18 protein-coding genes are annotated in these 17,226 nt (G+C 70.5%); 6 read left to right on the top strand and 12 right to left on the bottom strand.

The window, feature by feature from the left end:
- Positions 1-52: 52 nt before the first annotated feature.
- The gene (locus QIS99_RS14560; RefSeq protein ID WP_282513713.1) at positions 53-1,900 is read left to right on the top strand and encodes an endonuclease/exonuclease/phosphatase family protein; all 1,848 of its coding nucleotides are present in this window, start codon (positions 53-55) and stop codon (positions 1,898-1,900) included.
- Positions 1,901-2,004: 104 nt separating this feature from the next.
- On the opposite strand, the gene QIS99_RS14555 is transcribed toward QIS99_RS14560, so the two are convergent.
- The gene (locus tag QIS99_RS14555) at positions 2,005-2,724 is read right to left on the bottom strand and encodes an antibiotic biosynthesis monooxygenase family protein (protein WP_282513712.1); all 720 of its coding nucleotides are present in this window, start codon (positions 2,722-2,724) and stop codon (positions 2,005-2,007) included.
- A 272-nt stretch (positions 2,725-2,996) separates the two neighbouring features.
- Between QIS99_RS14555 and dapA the strand changes: the two genes are divergently transcribed.
- A complete protein-coding gene (dapA, locus tag QIS99_RS14550) occupies positions 2,997-3,920 on the top strand; it encodes a 4-hydroxy-tetrahydrodipicolinate synthase (protein ID WP_282513711.1) in 924 nt (307 codons plus the stop codon).
- Positions 3,921-4,008: 88 nt separating this feature from the next.
- Here the strand turns inward: dapA and dapD are convergent, their stop codons facing one another.
- From dapD to QIS99_RS14535, 3 genes are read right to left on the bottom strand one after another with little or no spacing between them, the layout of a single operon-like run.
- Positions 4,009-4,992: a 2,3,4,5-tetrahydropyridine-2,6-dicarboxylate N-succinyltransferase gene (gene dapD, locus QIS99_RS14545; protein WP_282513710.1), complete on the bottom strand. Its 984-nt coding sequence runs from the start codon at positions 4,990-4,992 to the stop codon at positions 4,009-4,011.
- Positions 4,993-5,002: 10 nt separating this feature from the next.
- Positions 5,003-5,611 carry a TetR/AcrR family transcriptional regulator gene (locus tag QIS99_RS14540; protein WP_282513709.1) on the bottom strand — a complete coding sequence of 203 codons (609 nt, stop codon included), beginning with the start codon at positions 5,609-5,611 and terminating at the stop codon, positions 5,003-5,005.
- A complete protein-coding gene (locus QIS99_RS14535; protein WP_282513707.1) occupies positions 5,611-5,931 on the bottom strand; it encodes a DMT family transporter in 321 nt (106 codons plus the stop codon). Before QIS99_RS14535 ends, QIS99_RS14540 begins: the two co-directional genes overlap by 1 nt.
- A gap of 110 nt (positions 5,932-6,041) precedes the next feature.
- On the opposite strand from QIS99_RS14535, the gene QIS99_RS14530 reads away from it, so the two are divergent.
- On the top strand, positions 6,042-7,430 hold the full coding sequence (locus tag QIS99_RS14530; protein ID WP_282513706.1) for a DUF7847 domain-containing protein: 1,389 nt from the start codon (positions 6,042-6,044) through the stop codon (positions 7,428-7,430).
- Between the two features lie 66 nt (positions 7,431-7,496).
- On the opposite strand, the gene QIS99_RS14525 is transcribed toward QIS99_RS14530, so the two are convergent.
- The 8 genes from QIS99_RS14525 to QIS99_RS14490 form a co-directional block, all read right to left on the bottom strand.
- A complete protein-coding gene (locus tag QIS99_RS14525) occupies positions 7,497-7,835 on the bottom strand; it encodes a metal-sulfur cluster assembly factor (RefSeq protein WP_282513705.1) in 339 nt (112 codons plus the stop codon).
- The gene (sufU, locus tag QIS99_RS14520; RefSeq protein WP_282513704.1) at positions 7,832-8,302 is read right to left on the bottom strand and encodes a Fe-S cluster assembly sulfur transfer protein SufU; all 471 of its coding nucleotides are present in this window, start codon (positions 8,300-8,302) and stop codon (positions 7,832-7,834) included. Before sufU ends, QIS99_RS14525 begins: the two co-directional genes overlap by 4 nt.
- Before the next feature lie 51 nt (positions 8,303-8,353).
- Positions 8,354-9,613, bottom strand: a complete 1,260-nt coding sequence (locus QIS99_RS14515) for a cysteine desulfurase (protein WP_282513703.1) — start codon at positions 9,611-9,613, stop codon at positions 8,354-8,356.
- Positions 9,610-10,374 carry a Fe-S cluster assembly ATPase SufC gene (gene sufC, locus QIS99_RS14510; protein WP_282513702.1) on the bottom strand — a complete coding sequence of 255 codons (765 nt, stop codon included), beginning with the start codon at positions 10,372-10,374 and terminating at the stop codon, positions 9,610-9,612. Before sufC ends, QIS99_RS14515 begins: the two co-directional genes overlap by 4 nt.
- A 7-nt stretch (positions 10,375-10,381) precedes the next feature.
- The gene (locus QIS99_RS14505) at positions 10,382-10,711 is read right to left on the bottom strand and encodes a bifunctional 3-phenylpropionate/cinnamic acid dioxygenase ferredoxin subunit (RefSeq protein ID WP_282513701.1); all 330 of its coding nucleotides are present in this window, start codon (positions 10,709-10,711) and stop codon (positions 10,382-10,384) included.
- Positions 10,711-11,889, bottom strand: a complete 1,179-nt coding sequence (sufD, locus tag QIS99_RS14500; protein WP_282513700.1) for a Fe-S cluster assembly protein SufD — start codon at positions 11,887-11,889, stop codon at positions 10,711-10,713. Before sufD ends, QIS99_RS14505 begins: the two co-directional genes overlap by 1 nt.
- Before the next feature lie 98 nt (positions 11,890-11,987).
- Entirely contained in the window at positions 11,988-13,412 is a 1,425-nt protein-coding gene (gene sufB, locus QIS99_RS14495; protein ID WP_282513699.1) for a Fe-S cluster assembly protein SufB, read from the bottom strand.
- Entirely contained in the window at positions 13,409-14,173 is a 765-nt protein-coding gene (locus tag QIS99_RS14490; RefSeq protein ID WP_282513698.1) for a helix-turn-helix transcriptional regulator, read from the bottom strand. Before QIS99_RS14490 ends, sufB begins: the two co-directional genes overlap by 4 nt.
- 192 nt (positions 14,174-14,365) lie before the next feature.
- Here QIS99_RS14490 and QIS99_RS14485 point away from each other — a divergent pair, with 192 nt between their 5' ends.
- The 3 genes from QIS99_RS14485 to QIS99_RS14475 all read left to right on the top strand — a co-directional run bounded on the left by QIS99_RS14485 (position 14,366) and on the right by QIS99_RS14475 (position 17,200).
- Positions 14,366-15,301 carry an ABC transporter ATP-binding protein gene (locus tag QIS99_RS14485; protein ID WP_282513697.1) on the top strand — a complete coding sequence of 312 codons (936 nt, stop codon included), beginning with the start codon at positions 14,366-14,368 and terminating at the stop codon, positions 15,299-15,301.
- The gene (locus QIS99_RS14480; protein ID WP_282513696.1) at positions 15,298-16,104 is read left to right on the top strand and encodes an ABC transporter permease; all 807 of its coding nucleotides are present in this window, start codon (positions 15,298-15,300) and stop codon (positions 16,102-16,104) included. Before QIS99_RS14485 ends, QIS99_RS14480 begins: the two co-directional genes overlap by 4 nt.
- 70 nt (positions 16,105-16,174) lie before the next feature.
- Positions 16,175-17,200, top strand: coding sequence for a COX15/CtaA family protein (locus QIS99_RS14475; protein ID WP_282513695.1), 1,026 nt, complete (start codon positions 16,175-16,177; stop codon positions 17,198-17,200).
- Positions 17,201-17,226: the final 26 nt, after the last annotated feature.

The following is a 17,226-nucleotide window of genomic DNA, read 5'->3' as shown; positions in this document are numbered from 1 at the left end:
GACGCGCGTAGAGCCTGTGCAACTCCACCCCACACCCTCCTGGAGTCAGACGATGTCACCCCGCATAGCCCGCTCGCCCCGCAGATCCACCGCCGTCGCCGCTGTGCTCGCCACCGCGCTCGCGGCCGGCCTGATCACCGTCTCGGCCACCTCCTCCGCCTCGGCGGCCGAGATCCGCGTGCACGACATCCAGGGCGGCACCCGGCTCTCCCCGCTGGCCGGCGAGCAGGTGAAGGACGTGCCGGGCACGGTGACGGGCGTGCGGTCGTACGGCGCGCGCGGCTTCTGGCTCCAGGACACGGCGCCCGACGACGACCCGGCGACGAGCGAGGGCGTCTTCGTCCACACGGGCTCGGCGGCGCCGACGGTGAAGCCGGGCGATGTCGTACGGGTGTCGGGCACCGTCACCGAGTACGTGCCGGGCGGCGCCGACTCCGGCAACCAGTCGGTCACACAGATCACCGAGCCGGCGGTGACAGTTGCGTCCTCGGGCGGCGCGGTGCCGAAGCCGCGGCGGATCGACGCGGAGGCCGTGCCGTCGGCGTACACGCCGAAGGGCGATCCGGCGGACGGCGGCAGTATCAACGGGCTCCCGCTCCGACCGGAGGCGTACGCCCTGGACTTCTACGAGTCCCTGGAGGGCATGAACGTCTCGGTCGGCTCCTCGCGGGTCGTCGGCGCGACCGACCCGTACCACGAGCTGTGGATCACCGTGAAGCCGGACGAGCACCCCAGCGAGCGCGGCGGCACGCTCTACGGCTCGTACGAGGCGCAGAACGGCGGGCGGCTGCAGATCCAGTCGCTGACCCCGGTCGCGGAGAAACCTTTCCCCAAGGCGGATGTCGGGGATGTGCTTTCCGGTACGACCGAAGGGCCCCTGGACTTCAACCGGTTCGGCGGCTACACACTGGCGGCCCGCACGCTCGGCGAGGTCACCGGCAAGGGCCTCGCGCGCGAGCGGACCCGCAGGCAGGCCGCGGACGAGCTGGCGGTCGCGACGTACAACGTGGAGAACCTGGATCCGAAGGACCCGCAGGAGAAGTTCGACGCGCTCGGGCAGGCCGTCGTCGACAACCTCGCGAGCCCGGACGTCCTCGCCCTGGAGGAGATCCAGGACGACAACGGCGCGACGGACGACGGCACGGTGTCGGCCGAGGCGACGCTGAAGAAGTTCACGGCGGCGATCGCGCAGGCGGGCGGCCCGGCGTACGAGTGGCGCTCGATCGACCCGGAGGACAAGAAGGACGGCGGCGAGCCGGGCGGCAACATCCGGCAGGTGTTCCTCTTCAACCCGGAGCGGGTCGCGTTCAAGGACCGCCCGGGCGGCGACGCGACGACCCCGACGGACGTGGTGCGCAGCCGCGGCAAGGCGGCCCTGACGCTCTCTCCCGGCCGGATCGACCCCACGGACGAGGCCTGGGAGGACAGCCGCAAGCCGCTGGCCGGCGAGTTCGTCTTCCGCGGCCGTACGGTCTTCGTGATCGCCAACCACTTCGGCTCGAAGGGCGGCGACGAGTCGCTGGTCTCGCACCACCAGCCGCCGGCCCGTTCCTCGGAGGAGCAGCGCCATCTGCAGGCGGCGTCGGTCAACGCGTTCGTGAAGAAGGTCCTGAAGGCGCAGAAGGACGCGGACGTGGTGGTCCTCGGCGACATCAACGACTTTGAATTCTCGGCCACGACGCGGATCCTCACGGACGGCGGCGCGCTGACGGCGGCCGTCAAGTCCCTTCCGCGCGCGGAGCGTTACTCGTACGTCTACCAGGGCAATTCGCAGGTCCTCGACCAGATCCTGACGAGCCCGGGGGTCGGGCGGTTCGCGTACGACAGTGTGCACATCAACGCGGAGTTCGCCCGGCAGAACAGCGACCACGACCCGCAGGTCCTGCGGTTCCGGCCGTGAGGCGAGGTGACGCGGGCGTGGGCGGAGTGAGGCGGGAGTGAGGCGGGAGTGAGGCGGGGTGCGCCGGGCCGGACCGGCGCACCCGTCCCGCACACACGCCCCTGTCACCCGCTGCTGAGGCTCACGGCCGGCAGGTACCGCTTGACGCCGCCGCCCTCCGCGAGGCCCGGGTGGTGCTGCACCCGGTGCCAGGCCTCGGTGGCCGAGCCGACGCCGTCGCCGGGCGCGGCGAGCGCCTCGATGTGCGCCTGCTCGCTCTCCCACTCCGCGTAGTTCATGACCCGGGTGCCGTCGAGGCTGGTGTGGAAGGACCCGGAGATGCCTCCCGGGTGCGGTTCGTCGCCGTCGAGCGCCTCGAAGACGAGGTCGACCCACTCGCGCTGCCGCTGCGGATCGGGCCCGACGAACGGCACGTCGACGATGACGATGCAGCCGGGCACGCGCGCGTGGTCGGCCCGGTCGTTCAGCGAACGCCGGCGGTACAGCTCGTACTTGGTGAGCCCGAGCCGCTCGATGCCGGGGACGGCGGCGTCGATGTCGGCGTTCCGCGCGTCCCGCCCGTTGCGCGCGGCGGCGGAGAACTCCTCGTAGGCATCGAGGTCGCGCCACTGCGAGTGGTGCAGCAGCGTGGAGCCGTCGGTTCCGGTGCAGACGCTGTACGAGAGCAGCCCCTCGTGCGGCCACTCCCGGCTCTCCCAGGCCTCGGTGATCGCCTCGACGGCCGCCTTCTGCCGCTCGGGCGTGCCGACGGCCCAGGTGCTGGAGAGAACGATGCCGACCCCGCCCCTGCGCGGGTCGGGCAGGACGCTGCGCTGCACGGACATGGTGACCTCCCTGTCGATACGGGCACGGCCCCGGGCGGCGCCGTGATCACCATGCTCGAACGTGAACTCCGGTTGAGGTCAAGCGCGTTCGACCGCCCCCTTCGGACCAGCCGGCGCCGCTTCCCGGCACGCCCCCGCCGCCGGAGCACGCCCGCAACGCCCCTCGGGCGAGCGGACGTTCACACCCCGTCACCCTGGGTGTAGCGCCGCTTACCCGTACCCTGAAGCAGAATTAAGTGGAATCCGTGCCACCGCGTACCGAGACTGCACGCATGACCTCAGCCTCGCCCCTCGGCCGCGCCCTCTGCGCGATGATCACGCCCTTCGACGCTTCCGGCGCCCTCGACCCGGACGGCGCGGGGCGGCTGGCCGTGCGGCTCGTCGACAAGGGCTGCGAGGGCCTCGTCCTGTCCGGCACCACCGGCGAGTCCCCGACGACCAGCGACGCCGAGAAGGCCGACCTGATCCGCGCGGTCCGGGAGGCCGTCGGCGACCGGGCCTCGGTGGTGGCCGGAGTCGGCAGCGCGGACACCGCACACGCCAGGGAGCTGGCCCGGCAGGCCGAACAGGCGGGCGCGGACGGCCTGTTGCTGCTCACGCCGTACTACAGCAAGCCCCCGCAGGACGCGATCGAGGAGCACTTCCGTACGGTCGCGGACACCACGGGCCTCCCGGTGCTGCTCTACGACATCCCGCATCGCACCGGCACCCGCATCGAGCCGGAGACAGTGCTGCGCCTGGCCGAGCACCCGCGGATCGTCGGCGTGAAGGACTGCGCGTACGACCTGCTCGGCACGCAGAAGGTCCTGGCACGCACGGAGTTGGCGTACTACACGGGCTGCGAGGAGTTCATCCTGCCGCTGTACGCAGTCGGCGGCGCCGGGTACATCAGCACGGTGGCGAACGTCGTACCCGCGGAGCTGCGCGCGATCCTGGACGCGTTCGACGCGGGTGACACGGCGGGCGCCACGCTGCTGCAGCGGCTTGCGCTGCCGCTGATCGAGCTGATGATGGCGGACGGCCTGCCCGGCACGGTCACGGCGAAGGCCCTGCTCGGCGCGCTGGGGTTGCCCGCAGGTCCGGTACGAGCGCCGCTGCGGGCGGCGGACGAGAGGCGGACGGCTCGGCTGGTGACGGCGTACGAGGCCACAAATTCAGCCCGTCCGGCGTTTGAGGACGAGGCCGCAGGTCGATAAAAAAGCCCGTCCGGCGATTGAGGACGAGCCCGAAGGGCGACTTACGGCAACCGAGTCAACGGAACCCGCAAGTCGCCCCGGAACAACCTCAGTTGGAGTGCAGAACCTCGTTCAGCCCGCCCCACACCGCATTGTTCGGCCGAGCCTCGACCGCACCGGTCGTGGAGTTGCGGCGGAACAGGATGTTCGAGGCGCCGGACAGCTCGCGGGCCTTGACGATCTGACCGTCGGGCATCGTGACCCGCGTACCGGCCGTGACGTAGAGCCCGGCCTCGACCACGCACTCGTCGCCGAGCGCGATGCCGATGCCCGCCTCGGCGCCGATCAGGCAGCGCTTGCCGATGGAGATGCGCTCCTTGCCGCCGCCGGAGAGCGTGCCCATGGTGGACGCGCCGCCGCCGATGTCCGAGCCGTCGCCGATGACGACGCCCGCGGAGATGCGGCCCTCGACCATCGACGTGCCGAGCGTGCCGGCGTTGAAGTTGACGAAGCCCTCGTGCATGACGGTGGTGCCCTCGGCGAGGTGCGCGCCGAGGCGGACCCGGTCGGCGTCGGCGATGCGCACGCCCCGCGGCGCGACGTAGTCCGTCATGCGCGGGAACTTGTCGACCGACGTCACCGAGAGGTGCAGGCCCGCGGCGCGGGCGCTGAGGCGGACCTTCTCCAGGTCGTCGACGGCGACCGGGCCGAGCGAGGTCCAGGCGTTGTTGGAGAGCAGGCCGAAGACGCCGTCCAGGTTCTGGCCGTGCGGCTGCACCAGGCGGTGGCTGAGCAGGTGCAGACGCAGGTACGCGTCGTGCGCGTCGAGCGGCTTGTCGTCCAGGGAGGCGATGACCGTACGGACTGCGACGATCTCGACGCCGCGGCGGGCGTCCTCGCCGATGGCCTGGGCGGCGCCCCCGCCGAGGAGTTCGACGGCGCGGTCGGCGCTCAGCTTCTCGGTGCCCGCGGGGCCCGGCTCGACGGTGAGCTCGGGGGCGGGGAACCAGGTGTCGAGAACGGTGCCGTCGGCGGTGATGGTGGCGAGGCCGGCGGCGACGGCGCCGGTGGTGCGGGAAGTCGTGTCGGTCATGACAGGAAACCTAACCGGCGCGGCCCCGCCGAGGCGAACCGGTCTCACCGTCCGGTCGCGGCTCACCCGCCTGCGGCCCGTCGATGACCCGCGCCAGCACTTCATGCGCATACGCCTCGTCGTACGCGCCGCCGGTGAGCAGCACCTGCAGGCAGACCCCGTCGATCAGGGCGACGGTCGCGCGGGCCGTGACCCGGTCGGTGCGGCGGGCGATCAGCTCGGTGACCTGCTCGCACCACTCGGCGGCGACCGGCCGGAGCGCGGGCCTGCGCAGCGCCGCGAGGTAGAGCTCGTACTCCAGCTCCGCGCCGGGACGGTCGCCGTCGAGCCATGCGCCGGTGAGTCGGGCCAGCTCGGCCGCGAGGTCGGCGCCCGGGTCGGCGAGGGCGCCGCCGTGTTCCCGTACGACCTTCGCGAAGCCCTCGTTGGCCTGCCGCAGCGCGGCCACCAGGAGATCATCGAGGGTCTTGAAGTGGTACGTGGTGGAGCCGAGCGGGACGTCGGCCTCGGCGGCGACGGTGCGGTGGCTGAGGCCCGCGATGCCCTTGGCGCCGACCACCCGGATCGCGGCGTCGATGATCCGCTGGCGCCGCTCGGGGTCGTACCTGCGCGCGGCCATCAGTGCGCCCCGCCGAGGTTGAGCAGGACGACGCCGCCGATGACGAGTGCGATCCCGGCGACCTTGGCGAGGCTGGTGGACTCGCCGAGGAAGAGCATGCCGATGACGGCGACGGCGGCGGTGCCCACCCCTGCCCAGATCGCGTACGCCGTGCCGACCTGCATGGTCTTCAGCGTCTGCGCGAGCAGGGTGAAGGCGAGCAGATATCCGGCGAGCGTGCCGAGCGAGGGCCACAGCCTGGTGAAGCCCTCGCTGTACTTCATGGCCGTCGTCCCGGCCACCTCCGCCGCGATGGCCGCGGCCAGCAGTCCGTATCCCATGTGTACGAGGGTACACAACGTTGTGTACGTGCGTACACAGGTCGCCCTGGCCCGCCCTGCCCGGCCCGGCCCCGACCGGCTACCGTGTCCCGGTCCAGGGGGACGAACACATGGGAGCGAGAAGCATGTCGATGGACGAGGGGCGGGGCGGGGCCGAGCAGCCGGAAGAGGCGGCGGGCCCCGGCGGAACGGAACAGCCACCGCAGGACAGGCAGCCGCCGCAGCCGCAGCCGCCGCAGGCACCGCAGGCACCACCACCACCGCCGCCTTACGGGGCGCACGGGCAGCAGACCCCGCAGCAACACCCGCAGGACCAGCAACACCCGCAGGACCAGCAGCACTCGCAGTACCCGCAGCACTCGCAGTACCCGCAGTACTCGCAGTACCCGCAGTACGGAGGCCCGGGACCGTATCCCCCGCCCGGTCCCGGCGCGGGCCCCGGCTGGGGCGCGTGGGGCCCGCCGCCCGCGCCCAAGCCCGGCGTGATCGCGCTGCGCCCGCTGCAGCTCGGCGACGTCCTCGGCGGCACCTTCACCACGGTCGGCCGCTGCTGGAAGTCCCTGTTCGGGATATCGCTGATCGCGTACGGCGGCGCCATCCTCGCCCTGGCCCTGGCGGCGGGCATCGCGTACGGGTTCGTCGGCGACCATCTGGAAGCCGTCGTCGACACCCCGGCCTACGAGGATCCGGCCTGGTCCGACACGCTGCCGCTGATCGTGGCCGTCATCTCGCTGTATGTGTTCGCGCTGCTCGCGATGGTCGTGGCGTCCGCGATGGTCTCCGCGGTCTGCCCGGCGGCCCTGCAGGACGCGGTCCTCGGCCGGCCCTCGCGGTTCGGTGAGGTCTGGCGCCGCACCATGGCGCGGTTCTGGTCAGTCCTCGGCACCGGCCTGCTCCGCGCACTGATCACGGCCGTGCCGTTGCTGCTGTTCTTCGGCCTCGCCCTGACCGTCACGATCGCCTCGGTCGACGACGGCTCCTCGCCCGGCCCGGTCATCGCGCTGTGGCTGCTCGGACTGCTCGCCATGATGCCGCTGGTCACCTGGCTGTGGGTGCGCTTCAGCCTGGCCCCGGCCGTGGCCGTCTTCGAGACCGCGGGCCCGGTCACCGCGCTGCGCCGCTCCGCCCGCCTCGTGCAGGGCTCCTGGTGGCGGATCTTCGGGATCTCGCTGCTCGTGTACGTGATGGCGGGCGTCGCCGGATACATGATCCAGATCCCGTTCAACATGATCGGCACGTTCTCGATGATGCCCGGCCTGAGCGCGGCAGGACCGGAGCCCGACCCGGCCGAAGTCTTCGCCGTCATGGGCGTGTTCATGGTCTTCGTCCTGCTCGGCGCCCTCGTCGGCCAGCTGGTCACGGCCCTGTTCCCGCAGCTCGCCGTCGGCCTCCTCTACGTCGACCAGCGCATCCGCAAGGAGAGCCTGGACGTCACCCTGGCCGAGGCGGCGGGCGTCCCGCTGACGCCGGCCCCGGCACCGGGCCCGTACCAGGGCTGAGCACGCACGCAGGGGCCCCCGGAACTGGAAAGTTCCGGGGGCCCCTGCATACGTACGGGGTGGATCTCAGACGTTGAACCCGAGCGCGCGCAGCTGCTCGCGGCCGTCGTCCGTGATCTTGTCCGGGCCCCACGGCGGCATCCAGACCCAGTTGATGCGCAGCTCGCTGACCAGGCCCTCGGTGGCCGACTTCGCCTGGTCCTCGATCACGTCGGTCAGCGGGCAGGCCGCCGACGTCAGGGTCATGTCGATCGTCGCGATGTTCGCGTCGTCGATGTGGATGCCGTAGATCAGGCCCAGGTTGACGACGTCGATGCCCAGCTCGGGGTCGACGACGTCCATCAGCGCCTCGCGGACCTCCTCCTCGGAGGCCGGCTTCAACGTGGCCGTCTCGTTGTCACTCATGCGGTCTTCCTCGCTGTGGTCTCGTCCTCGCCGAATGCCTGGGCGGTCGCGTCCTTCCACGCCATCCAGCTCAGCAGCGCGCACTTCACCCGTGCCGGGTACTTGGAGACACCGGCGAACGCGACCGCGTCCTCCAGGGTCTCCTCCATCGCGTCGTCCGGCTCGATCCTGCCCTTGGACTGCATCAGCTCCAGGAACACTTCCTGGATCCGCTGCGCCTCGGCCAGTTCCTTGCCGACGAGCAGTTCGTTCAGCACGGACGCGCTGGCCTGGCTGATCGAGCAGCCCTGCCCCTCGTACGAGACGTCCGCGATGCGCTCGCCCTCGTACTTCACCCGGAGCGTGATCTCGTCACCGCACGTCGGGTTGACGTGGTGCACCTCGGCGTCGCCGTCGCGCAGACCGCGTCCGTGCGGGTGCTTGTAGTGATCCAGGATCACGTCCTGGTACATGGAGTCCAGCTTCACCAGTCAGCCCTGTCCGTCCCTGTTTCCCGTGTCCTCGGCGTTTCCGTGGCCTCAGCCGAAGAAGTTCCGTACGTGCTCCAGGCCCTCGACCAAGGCGTCGACCTCGGCCGGAGTGGAGTACAGATAGAACGACGCCCGCGTGGTCGCAGGAATTCCGTACCGCAGGCAGACCGGGCGCGCGCAGTGGTGGCCCACGCGGACCGCGATGCCCTGCTCGTCGAGGACCTGGCCCACGTCGTGCGGGTGGATGTCGCCGAGCGTGAAGGAGATCGCGGCGCCGCGGTCCTCGGCCGTGGTGGGGCCGATGATGCGGAGGTCCGGGACTTCCTGGAGGCGTCCCACGGCGTACTCCGTGATCGCGTGCTCATGCTGCGCGATCTTGTCCATGCCGATCGAGTTGAGGTAGTCCACCGCCGCCCCGAGGCCGATGGCCTGCGAGATCGGCGGGGTGCCCGCCTCGAACTTGTGCGGCGCCGGAGCGTACGTCGAGGAGTGCATCGAGACGGTCTCGATCATCTCGCCGCCGCCGAGGAACGGGGGCAGGTCCTCCAGGAGTTCCTGCCGGCCCCACAGCACACCGATGCCGGTCGGGCCGCACATCTTGTGGCCGGTGAAGGCGACGAAGTCGGCCTGCAGCGCCTGCACGTCGAGCGGCATGTGCGGCGCGGCCTGGGAGGCGTCGATGCAGACCAGCGCGCCGACCTCCTGGGCGCGGCGCACGATCGCCTCGACCGGGTTGACGGTGCCCATGATGTTGGAGACCAGCGTGAAGGAGACGATCTTCGTCTTCTCGTTGATGATCTCGTCGATGTTGGACAGGTCGAGACGGCCGTCGTCGGTGAGGCCGAACCACTTCAGCTTCGCGCCCGTGCGCTGCCCGAGCAGCTGCCACGGGACGATGTTGGAGTGGTGCTCCATCTCCGTGATGACGATCTCGGTGTCGCTGTCCACGCGGTAGGGCTCGTCGGCCCAGCCGAGCATGTTCGCCACGAGGTTGAGCGACTCCGAGGCGTTCTTGGTGAAGATCACCTCGTTGCGCGAAGGCGCGTTGATGAACTCGGCGACCTTGTCACGCGCGCCTTCGTACAGCGCCGTGGCCTCCTCGGCGAGGACGTGCACGCCGCGGTGGACGTTGGCGTTGTGCTGCTCGTAGTACTCGGTGAGCACGTCGAGGACCTGGCGCGGCGTCTGCGAGGTCGCCGCGTTGTCCAGGTAGACGAGCTTTTTGCCGTCGTGGAGCACACGGTCCAGGATCGGGAAGTCCTTGCGGAGCGTCTCCGTGTCGAGGAGGCCCGGCAGCTGCTGTGTCACGCCGTTGCGCCACCCTTCACGTACTTGTCGTAGCCCTCGTTCTCCAGCTGGTCGGCGAGCTCGGCGCCGCCGGACTCGACGATGCGGCCGCCCGCGAACACGTGGACGTAGTCGGGCTTGATGTAGCGCAGGATGCGCGTGTAGTGGGTCACCAGGAGGGTGCCGACCTCGCCCTGCTCGCGGACGCGGTTGATGCCCTCGGAGACGATGCGCAGCGCGTCGACGTCCAGGCCGGAGTCGGTCTCGTCGAGGATCGCGATCTTCGGCTTGAGCAGTTCGAGCTGGAGGATCTCGTGGCGCTTCTTCTCACCGCCGGAGAAGCCCTCGTTGACGTTGCGCTCGGCGAAGGAGGGGTCCATGTTGAGGCGCTCCATGGTCTCCTTGACCTCCTTCACCCAGGTGCGCAGCTTGGGGGCCTCGCCGCGGATCGCGGTGGCCGACGTGCGCAGGAAGTTGGAGACGGAGACACCCGGGACCTCGACCGGGTACTGCATCGCGAGGAAGACACCGGCGCGGGCGCGTTCGTCGACCTCCATCTCCAGGACGTCCTCGCCGTCGAGCGTGACGGAGCCGGAGGTGATCGTGTACTTCGGGTGGCCCGCGAGGGAGTAGGCGAGCGTCGACTTGCCGGAGCCGTTCGGGCCCATGATGGCGTGGGTCTCGCCCTGCTTCACGGTCAGGTCGACACCCTTGAGGATCTCCTTCGTGGCGTTGTCGGCCTCGACGGTGACGTGCAGGTCGCGGATTTCTAGAGTTGCCATGGGTGCCTCAGGACTCCTGGGTGAGGGAGGCGCGTACGTCGACAAGGACGTTGCCTCCTTCGATCTTTACGGGGTATACGGGGACGGGGCGCGTCGCGGGAAGGCCGGACGGCTTGCCGGTGCGGAGGTCGAACGCGGAGCCGTGCAGCCAGCACTCGATCTGGCAGTCCTCCACCTCGCCCTCGGAGAGGGAGACGTTCGCGTGCGAGCAGATGTCGTGGATCGCGTACACCTCGCCCTCGGTCTGGACGACGGAGACCGGCGTGCCGTCGAGTTCCACCCGCTTCGGGGTGTCCTCTTCGAGCTCGCTCAGCCCACAGACGCGTACGAAGGCCATCAGACGGTGGCCTCCAGCTCCGTCTCGATCTTCGCGATGAGGCGCTCCTCGATGTCCTTGACACCGATCTGCTGGACCAGCTCGGCGAAGAAGCCGCGCACGACGAGGCGGCGGGCCTCGACCTGCGGGATGCCGCGGGCCATCAGGTAGAAGAGCTGCTCGTCGTCGAAGCGGCCGGTGGCGGAGGCGTGGCCGGCGCCGACGATCTCGCCGGTCTCGATCTCCAGGTTCGGCACGGAGTCGACCCGGGCGCCGTCGGTCAGAACCAGGTTGCGGTTCATCTCGTACGTGTCGGTGCCCTCGGCGGCGGCCTCGATGAGGACGTCGCCGATCCAGACGGCGTGCGCGTCGTCGCCCTGGAGGGCGCCCTTGTACACGACGTTGGACTTGCAGTGCGGGACGTTGTGGTCGACCAGGAGGCGGTGCTCCTGGTGCTGGCCCGCGTCGGTGAAGTACAGGCCGAGCAGCTCGGCCTCGCCTCCGGGGCCCGCGTAGTTGACGCGCGGGTGGATGCGGACGACGTCGCCGCCGAAGGTCACGACGACGGACTTGAAGGTGGCGTCGCGGCCGACCAGGGCGTTGTGCTGGGAGACGTGGACGGCGGTGTCGTCCCAGTCCTGCACGGAGACCACGGTGACCTTGGCGCCGTCGCCGACGAGGAAGTCGACGTTGGCGGCGCGCACGGCGTCACCGGTGTGGTCGATGACGATGACAGCCTCGGCGAAGGCGCCGATGTCGAAGACGGTGTGCCCGAAGGTGGTGCCGCCCTCGCCGTGCAGGGTGACGCGCACGGGCTGGTCGAGCACCTGCTCCTTGGGGACCGAGACGACGGTGGCCTTCTCGAAGGACGAGAACGCCTGCGCGGCGATCCGGTCGACGGGCGTGCCCGCCTTGCCGATGCGCTTGTCGTCCCGGCCGGCCGACTCGACGGTGACGCCGTCGGGCGCGTCGATCTCGGCCTTGAGCGCGCCGTCGGCCTTCGCCGTGCCGTCGTGCAGGCCCTTGAGCCGGTCGAGCGGCGTGAACCGCCACTCCTCCTCGCGGCCGTGCGGGACCGGGAAGTCGGCCACGTCGAACGACGGGGGCGCGCTCATGCGCGTGGCGACGGTGGACTCGGCGGCCACTGCGACCGAGCCGGCGGTGGTGGAACCCACCGGGAGATTCTGAGCCTCAGCCATGGCTGTCGTGGTGCTCACTTTCTTGGGTCAAGACGTGTAGCTGCGGGTTTCAGGCACGGGGAGCCGACCCGGGCGGGACCGGCTCCCCACGGAAGGCGTCAGCCGACCGCGCCCTCCATCTGCAGCTCGATCAGCCGGTTGAGCTCCAGCGCGTACTCCATCGGCAGCTCCTTGGCGATCGGCTCGACGAAGCCGCGCACGATCATGGCCATGGCCTCGAACTCGGTCATGCCGCGGCTCATCAGGTAGAAGAGCTGGTCCTCGGAGACCTTGGACACGGTGGCCTCGTGGCCCATGGAGACGTCGTCCTCGCGGACGTCGACGTACGGGTACGTGTCCGAGCGCGAGATGGTGTCGACGAGCAGGGCGTCACAGAGCACGTTGGACTTGGAGCCCGGGGCGCCCTCGCCGATCTCGACCAGACCGCGGTACGAGGTGCGGCCGCCGGCGCGGGCCACCGACTTGGAGACGATGTTGGACGAGGTGTTCGGCGCCATGTGGACCATCTTGGAGCCGGCGTCCTGGTGCTGCCCCTCGCCCGCGAAGGCGATGGACAGGGTCTCGCCCTTGGCGTGCTCGCCCATCAGGTAGACGGCCGGGTACTTCATGGTGACCTTGGAGCCGATGTTGCCGTCGATCCACTCCATGGTCGCGCCCTCGTACGCCACGGCGCGCTTGGTGACCAGGTTGTAGACGTTGTTCGACCAGTTCTGGATGGTCGTGTAGCGGCAGCGGGCGCCCTTCTTGACGATGATCTCGACCACCGCGGAGTGCAGCGAGTCCGACTGGTAGATCGGCGCGGTGCAGCCCTCGACGTAGTGGACGTAGGCGTCCTCGTCGACGATGATCAGCGTCCGCTCGAACTGGCCCATGTTCTCCGTGTTGATACGGAAGTAGGCCTGGAGCGGGATCTCCACGTGCACGCCCTTCGGCACGTAGATGAAGGAACCGCCGGACCAGACGGCCGTGTTCAGCGACGCGAACTTGTTGTCGCCGACGGGGATGACGGTGCCGAAGTACTCCTTGAAGAGCTCCTCGTGCTCCTTCAGGGCGGTGTCGGTGTCGACGAAGATGACGCCCTGCTCCTCCAGGTCCTCACGGATCTGGTGGTAGACGACCTCCGACTCGTACTGCGCAGCGACACCGGCGACCAGGCGCTGCTTCTCCGCCTCGGGGATGCCGAGCTTGTCGTACGTGTTCTTGATGTCCTCGGGCAGGTCCTCCCAGGAGGTGGCCTGCTTCTCCGTGGACCGCACGAAGTACTTGATGTTGTCGAAGTCGATGCCGGAGAGGTCCGAGCCCCAGTTCGGCATGGGCTTCTTGTCGAACAGGCGCAGGCCCTTGAGGCGGAGCTTGGTCATCCACTCCGGCTCGTTCTTCTTCGCCGAGATGTCGCGGACGACGGCCTCGTTCAGACCGCGCTTGGCTGCGGCACCGGCCGCGTCGGAGTCGGCCCAGCCGTATTCGTACTTGCCCAGGCCCTCCAGCTCGGGGTGAGCAGTCTCCTCGATGGGGAGCGTCATGCGGGGTTCCTCCCGGCCGTGCTTGCAGATGCTGTGGTGGTCTTCGGTTCTTGCTGTGGCGAGACGGTCTCGGCGGTCTCGATACGGGGGATGAAGGTGGTGCACACCCCGTCCCCGTGGGCGATGGTGGCCAGCCGCTGCACATGGGTGCCGAGCAGTCGGCTGAAGAGCTCCGTCTCCGCCTCGCACAGCTGCGGGAACTGCTCGGCCACGTGGGCGACCGGGCAGTGGTGCTGACACAGCTGCTCGCCGACCGGTGCGCTACGCGCCGTAGCAGCGTACCCGTCGGCCGTGAGTGCCCTGGCCAGGGTCTCGGCGCGCTGTTCGGGGGCCGCGGCGGCCAGCTGCTCGCGGTACTTCTCCGCGGTCGCGGCGAGCCGGGCGCGCGCGAAGGCGGCGACCGCGGCGTCCCCGAGTTCCCCGCCGCCGGCCGCCTGGGAGATCCAGTGCAGCGCCTCGGCGGCGAGCTTGTCGTAGGACTGGTCGAAGGCGTCCCGGCCGCAGTCGGTCAGGGCGAACACCTTGGCCGGGCGGCCCCGGGTGCGCGCGCCGTAGACCCGCTGTTCGCGGGGCGCCACTACGTCGTCGGCGACCAGGGCGTCGAGGTGCCTGCGCACCGCCGCCTGGGTGAGGCCGAGGCGGCCTGCGAGCTCGGCCACGGTGGACGGACCGTGGTCCAGGATGGAGCGCGCGACCCGGTTGCGCGTACTGCGCTCGCCGGTCGCGAGTTCCTCCTGCGGAGCTTCGCCAACGTTTTTCACAACGCCATTGTTGCGTAATTCCTCTGGCCCCGACAAGCCGCGCCCCGGGCCCTCGCCGGTGGCCTCGATCACTAAGGTTCACCTAATTTCTGTGCGTTTCCACGGGCTGCGGCGGCCTGCGCGGCTTGTCCGTGGTGCGAAGCCACCAGGCCCCGTACCGGGCACCCGGCACCCCTCTCTAGACTTCCCGGCATGCATGAAGAGCCCGTCGCAGGCGGCGTCCTCCAGGTGCGCGGCCTGGTGAAGCGGTACGGACCGAAGACCGCGGTGGACGGCCTCGACCTCACGGCCCACGCCGGCGTCACCGCCGTACTCGGCCCGAACGGCGCCGGCAAGACCACCACGATCGAGACCTGCGAGGGCTACCGCAGGCCGGACGGCGGCCAGGTCCGCGTCCTCGGCCTCGACCCGGTCGCGCAGGCCGCCGCGCTGCGCCCGCGGATCGGCGTGATGCTGCAGTCCGGCGGCGTCTACTCCGGCGCCCGCGCCGACGAAATGCTCCGCCACATGGCGAAGCTGCACGCCCACCCCCTGGACGTGGACGACCTGATCGAGCGCCTGGGCCTCGGCTCCTGCGGCCGTACGGCCTACCGGCGGCTCTCCGGCGGACAGCAGCAGCGGCTCGCCCTCGCGATGGCCGTGGTGGGCCGCCCCGAGCTCGTCTTCCTGGACGAGCCGACCGCGGGGCTCGACCCGCAGGCCCGCCGCTCCACCTGGGACCTGGTGCGCGAGCTGCGCGCCGACGGCGTCTCCGTCATCCTCACCACGCACTACATGGACGAGGCCGAACAGCTCGCGGACGACGTCACGATCGTCGACGCGGGCAAGGTCGTCGCCCAGGGCAGCCCCGAGCAGCTGTGCAGGGGCGGCGCCGAGAACACTCTCCGCTTCACCGGCCGCCCCGGCCTCGACGTGGCCTCGCTCCTGAAGGCCCTGCCGATGGACAGCGCGGCGGCCGAGCTCACCCCGGGCTCGTACCGCGTCACCGGCACGGTCGACCCGCAGCTGCTCGCCACCGTCACGTCCTGGTGCGCGCAGCACGGCGTGATGCCGGACAGGATCTCGGTGGAGCGGCACACCCTGGAGGACGTCTTTCTCGAACTGACCGGTAAGGAGCTGCGCGGATGAGCGCGGACACGTCCACGTCCACGTCCACGGCTGCGGGCACGTACGCCCCGAAGCCCGGGGCCGCCCCCGTCGGGCGGATGATCGCGGCGCAGGCGGCCCTGGAGACGAAGATGCTGCTGCGCAACGGCGAGCAGCTGCTCCTCACGGTGGTCATCCCCTCGCTGCTCCTGGTCCTGTTCTCGACGGTCAGCATCGTTGACTTCGGCGACACGGGCAGCGGCGAAGCCGTGGACTTCCTCGCCCCGGGTGTGCTCGCGCTCGCCGTGATGTCGACGGCGTTCACCGGGCAGGCCATCGCGACGGGCTTCGAGCGGCGGTACGGCGTCCTGAAGCGGCTCGGCGCCTCGCCGCTGCCGCGCTGGGCCCTGATGACCGCGAAGACCCTGTCGGTCCTGGTCACCGAGGTGCTGCAGATCGCCCTGCTGACGGCGATCGCCCTGGCCCTCGGCTGGTCCCCGCAGGGCAACCCGCTGTCCGTCCTGCTCCTGCTCGTCCTCGGCACGGCCGCGTTCTCCGGGCTCGGCCTGCTGATGGCCGGCACGCTCAAGGCGGAGGCGACGCTTGCCGCGGCCAACCTGGTGTTCCTGCTGCTGCTCGTCGGCGGCGGGGTGGTCGTGCCGCTGGACAAGTTCCCGGAGGCCGCCCAGTCGGTGCTCGGCCTGCTGCCCATCTCGGCGCTCTCGGACGGGCTGCGGGACGTGCTGCAGGGCGGGGCGTCGATGCCGTGGGGCGCGGCCGGTGTGCTGGCGGTGTGGGCGGCGCTCGGTCTGGGGGCGGCGGCCCGGTTCTTCCGCTGGGAGTAGCCCGTACGTTTCCTGGCTGTTCGTGGGCTTCACTCCCCCTCGTGAACCGATGCACAAGGCCCCCTTTACGATGGTGCCCGTGCCGAAGTCGAACCGAGCCGAGCTGGCTCAAGCCGTGCGCAATCCGCTGGCCTTCATCGCCGAGCGCTGGACCCCCGAGAACCGGACGGTACGGCGGGCGGCTCTGACCGCTCTCGTGATGAGCTGCGTGATCGTGGTCACCGGCGGCGCCGTCCGGCTCACCGGGTCCGGCCTCGGCTGCCCGACCTGGCCGAAGTGCACCGCCGACTCCCTCACCGCGACCAGCGAGATGGGCGTCCACGGCGCCATCGAGTTCGGCAACCGCATGCTCACGTACGTGCTGTGCGCGGCCGTCGGCTGGGCGATCATCGCCGCCCGCTCGCAGAAGCCGGTGCGCCGCACCCTGACCCGGCTCGGCTGGACCCAGTTCTGGGTGGTCATGGGCAACGCGGTGCTCGGCGGCATCGTCGTCCTGGTGGGCCTCAACCCGTACACCGTCGCCGCGCACTTCCTGCTGTCCACGGCGCTGATCACGGTGGCCACGCTGATGTGGGTGCGCACCGGTGAGGGCGAGGGGGACGCCGCTCCGCGCCCGCTGGCCGGCAAGGCGGTGCGGCAGCTGGTGTGGTGCCTGGTCGTCGCGTCCGGGCTGCTTGTCGCGGTCGGCACGGTGGTCACGGGCTCGGGTCCGCACGCCGGTGACTCCAGCGACGTGCCCCGGATGGACATCGGTGCCCTCGGCCTGGACTGGGAGGGCGTGTCCAAGCTGCACGCGGTCCTCGCCTGGATCGTGGTGTCCCTGACCTTCGCGCTGTGGTTCGTGCTCAAGGCGGTCGACGCCCCGCGCGGGCCGCTGACCCGCACCCGTGAGCTGTTCCTGATCCTGCTCGCGCAGGGCGTGATCGGGTACGTCCAGTACTTCACGGAGCTGCCCGAGGTGCTGGTGGGGGCGCACATGCTGGGGTCGTGCCTGGTGTGGATCGCGGTGGTACGGGTGCTCCTCGCCCTGCACGAACGACCGCGTATGGAACCGGGCATTCCCGCCCAGGCGGACCCGGAGCTGTCGCCGGTCTGACCGCAGGGGGCTGTTCAGGGGCGCGG

The organism is Streptomyces solicavernae (assembly GCF_029968095.1).
In the GTDB taxonomy this organism is placed as follows: domain Bacteria; phylum Actinomycetota; class Actinomycetes; order Streptomycetales; family Streptomycetaceae; genus Streptomyces; species Streptomyces solicavernae.
The sequence above is the reverse complement of the archived record's forward strand: the minus strand, read 5'-3'. Positions and strand labels throughout refer to the sequence as shown.

Coding starts and splice junctions, on each gene's coding strand:
- dapA (WP_282513711.1), top strand. CDS start 2,997: ATGACCTCAGCCTCGCCCCTCGGCCGCGCCCTCTGCGCGATGATCACG.
- QIS99_RS14485 (WP_282513697.1), top strand. CDS start 14,366: ATGCATGAAGAGCCCGTCGCAGGCGGCGTCCTCCAGGTGCGCGGCCTG.
- QIS99_RS14480 (WP_282513696.1), top strand. CDS start 15,298: ATGAGCGCGGACACGTCCACGTCCACGTCCACGGCTGCGGGCACGTAC.
- QIS99_RS14475 (WP_282513695.1), top strand. CDS start 16,175: ATGGTGCCCGTGCCGAAGTCGAACCGAGCCGAGCTGGCTCAAGCCGTG.
- QIS99_RS14555 (WP_282513712.1), bottom strand. CDS start 2,724: ATGTCCGTGCAGCGCAGCGTCCTGCCCGACCCGCGCAGGGGCGGGGTC.
- sufD (WP_282513700.1), bottom strand. CDS start 11,889: ATGGCTGAGGCTCAGAATCTCCCGGTGGGTTCCACCACCGCCGGCTCG.
- dapD (WP_282513710.1), bottom strand. CDS start 4,992: ATGACCGACACGACTTCCCGCACCACCGGCGCCGTCGCCGCCGGCCTC.
- QIS99_RS14540 (WP_282513709.1), bottom strand. CDS start 5,611: ATGGCCGCGCGCAGGTACGACCCCGAGCGGCGCCAGCGGATCATCGAC.
- QIS99_RS14535 (WP_282513707.1), bottom strand. CDS start 5,931: ATGGGATACGGACTGCTGGCCGCGGCCATCGCGGCGGAGGTGGCCGGG.
- sufC (WP_282513702.1), bottom strand. CDS start 10,374: ATGGCAACTCTAGAAATCCGCGACCTGCACGTCACCGTCGAGGCCGAC.
- QIS99_RS14530 (WP_282513706.1), top strand. CDS start 6,042: ATGGGAGCGAGAAGCATGTCGATGGACGAGGGGCGGGGCGGGGCCGAG.
- QIS99_RS14505 (WP_282513701.1), bottom strand. CDS start 10,711: ATGGCCTTCGTACGCGTCTGTGGGCTGAGCGAGCTCGAAGAGGACACC.
- QIS99_RS14525 (WP_282513705.1), bottom strand. CDS start 7,835: ATGAGTGACAACGAGACGGCCACGTTGAAGCCGGCCTCCGAGGAGGAG.
- sufB (WP_282513699.1), bottom strand. CDS start 13,412: ATGACGCTCCCCATCGAGGAGACTGCTCACCCCGAGCTGGAGGGCCTG.
- QIS99_RS14560 (WP_282513713.1), top strand. CDS start 53: ATGTCACCCCGCATAGCCCGCTCGCCCCGCAGATCCACCGCCGTCGCC.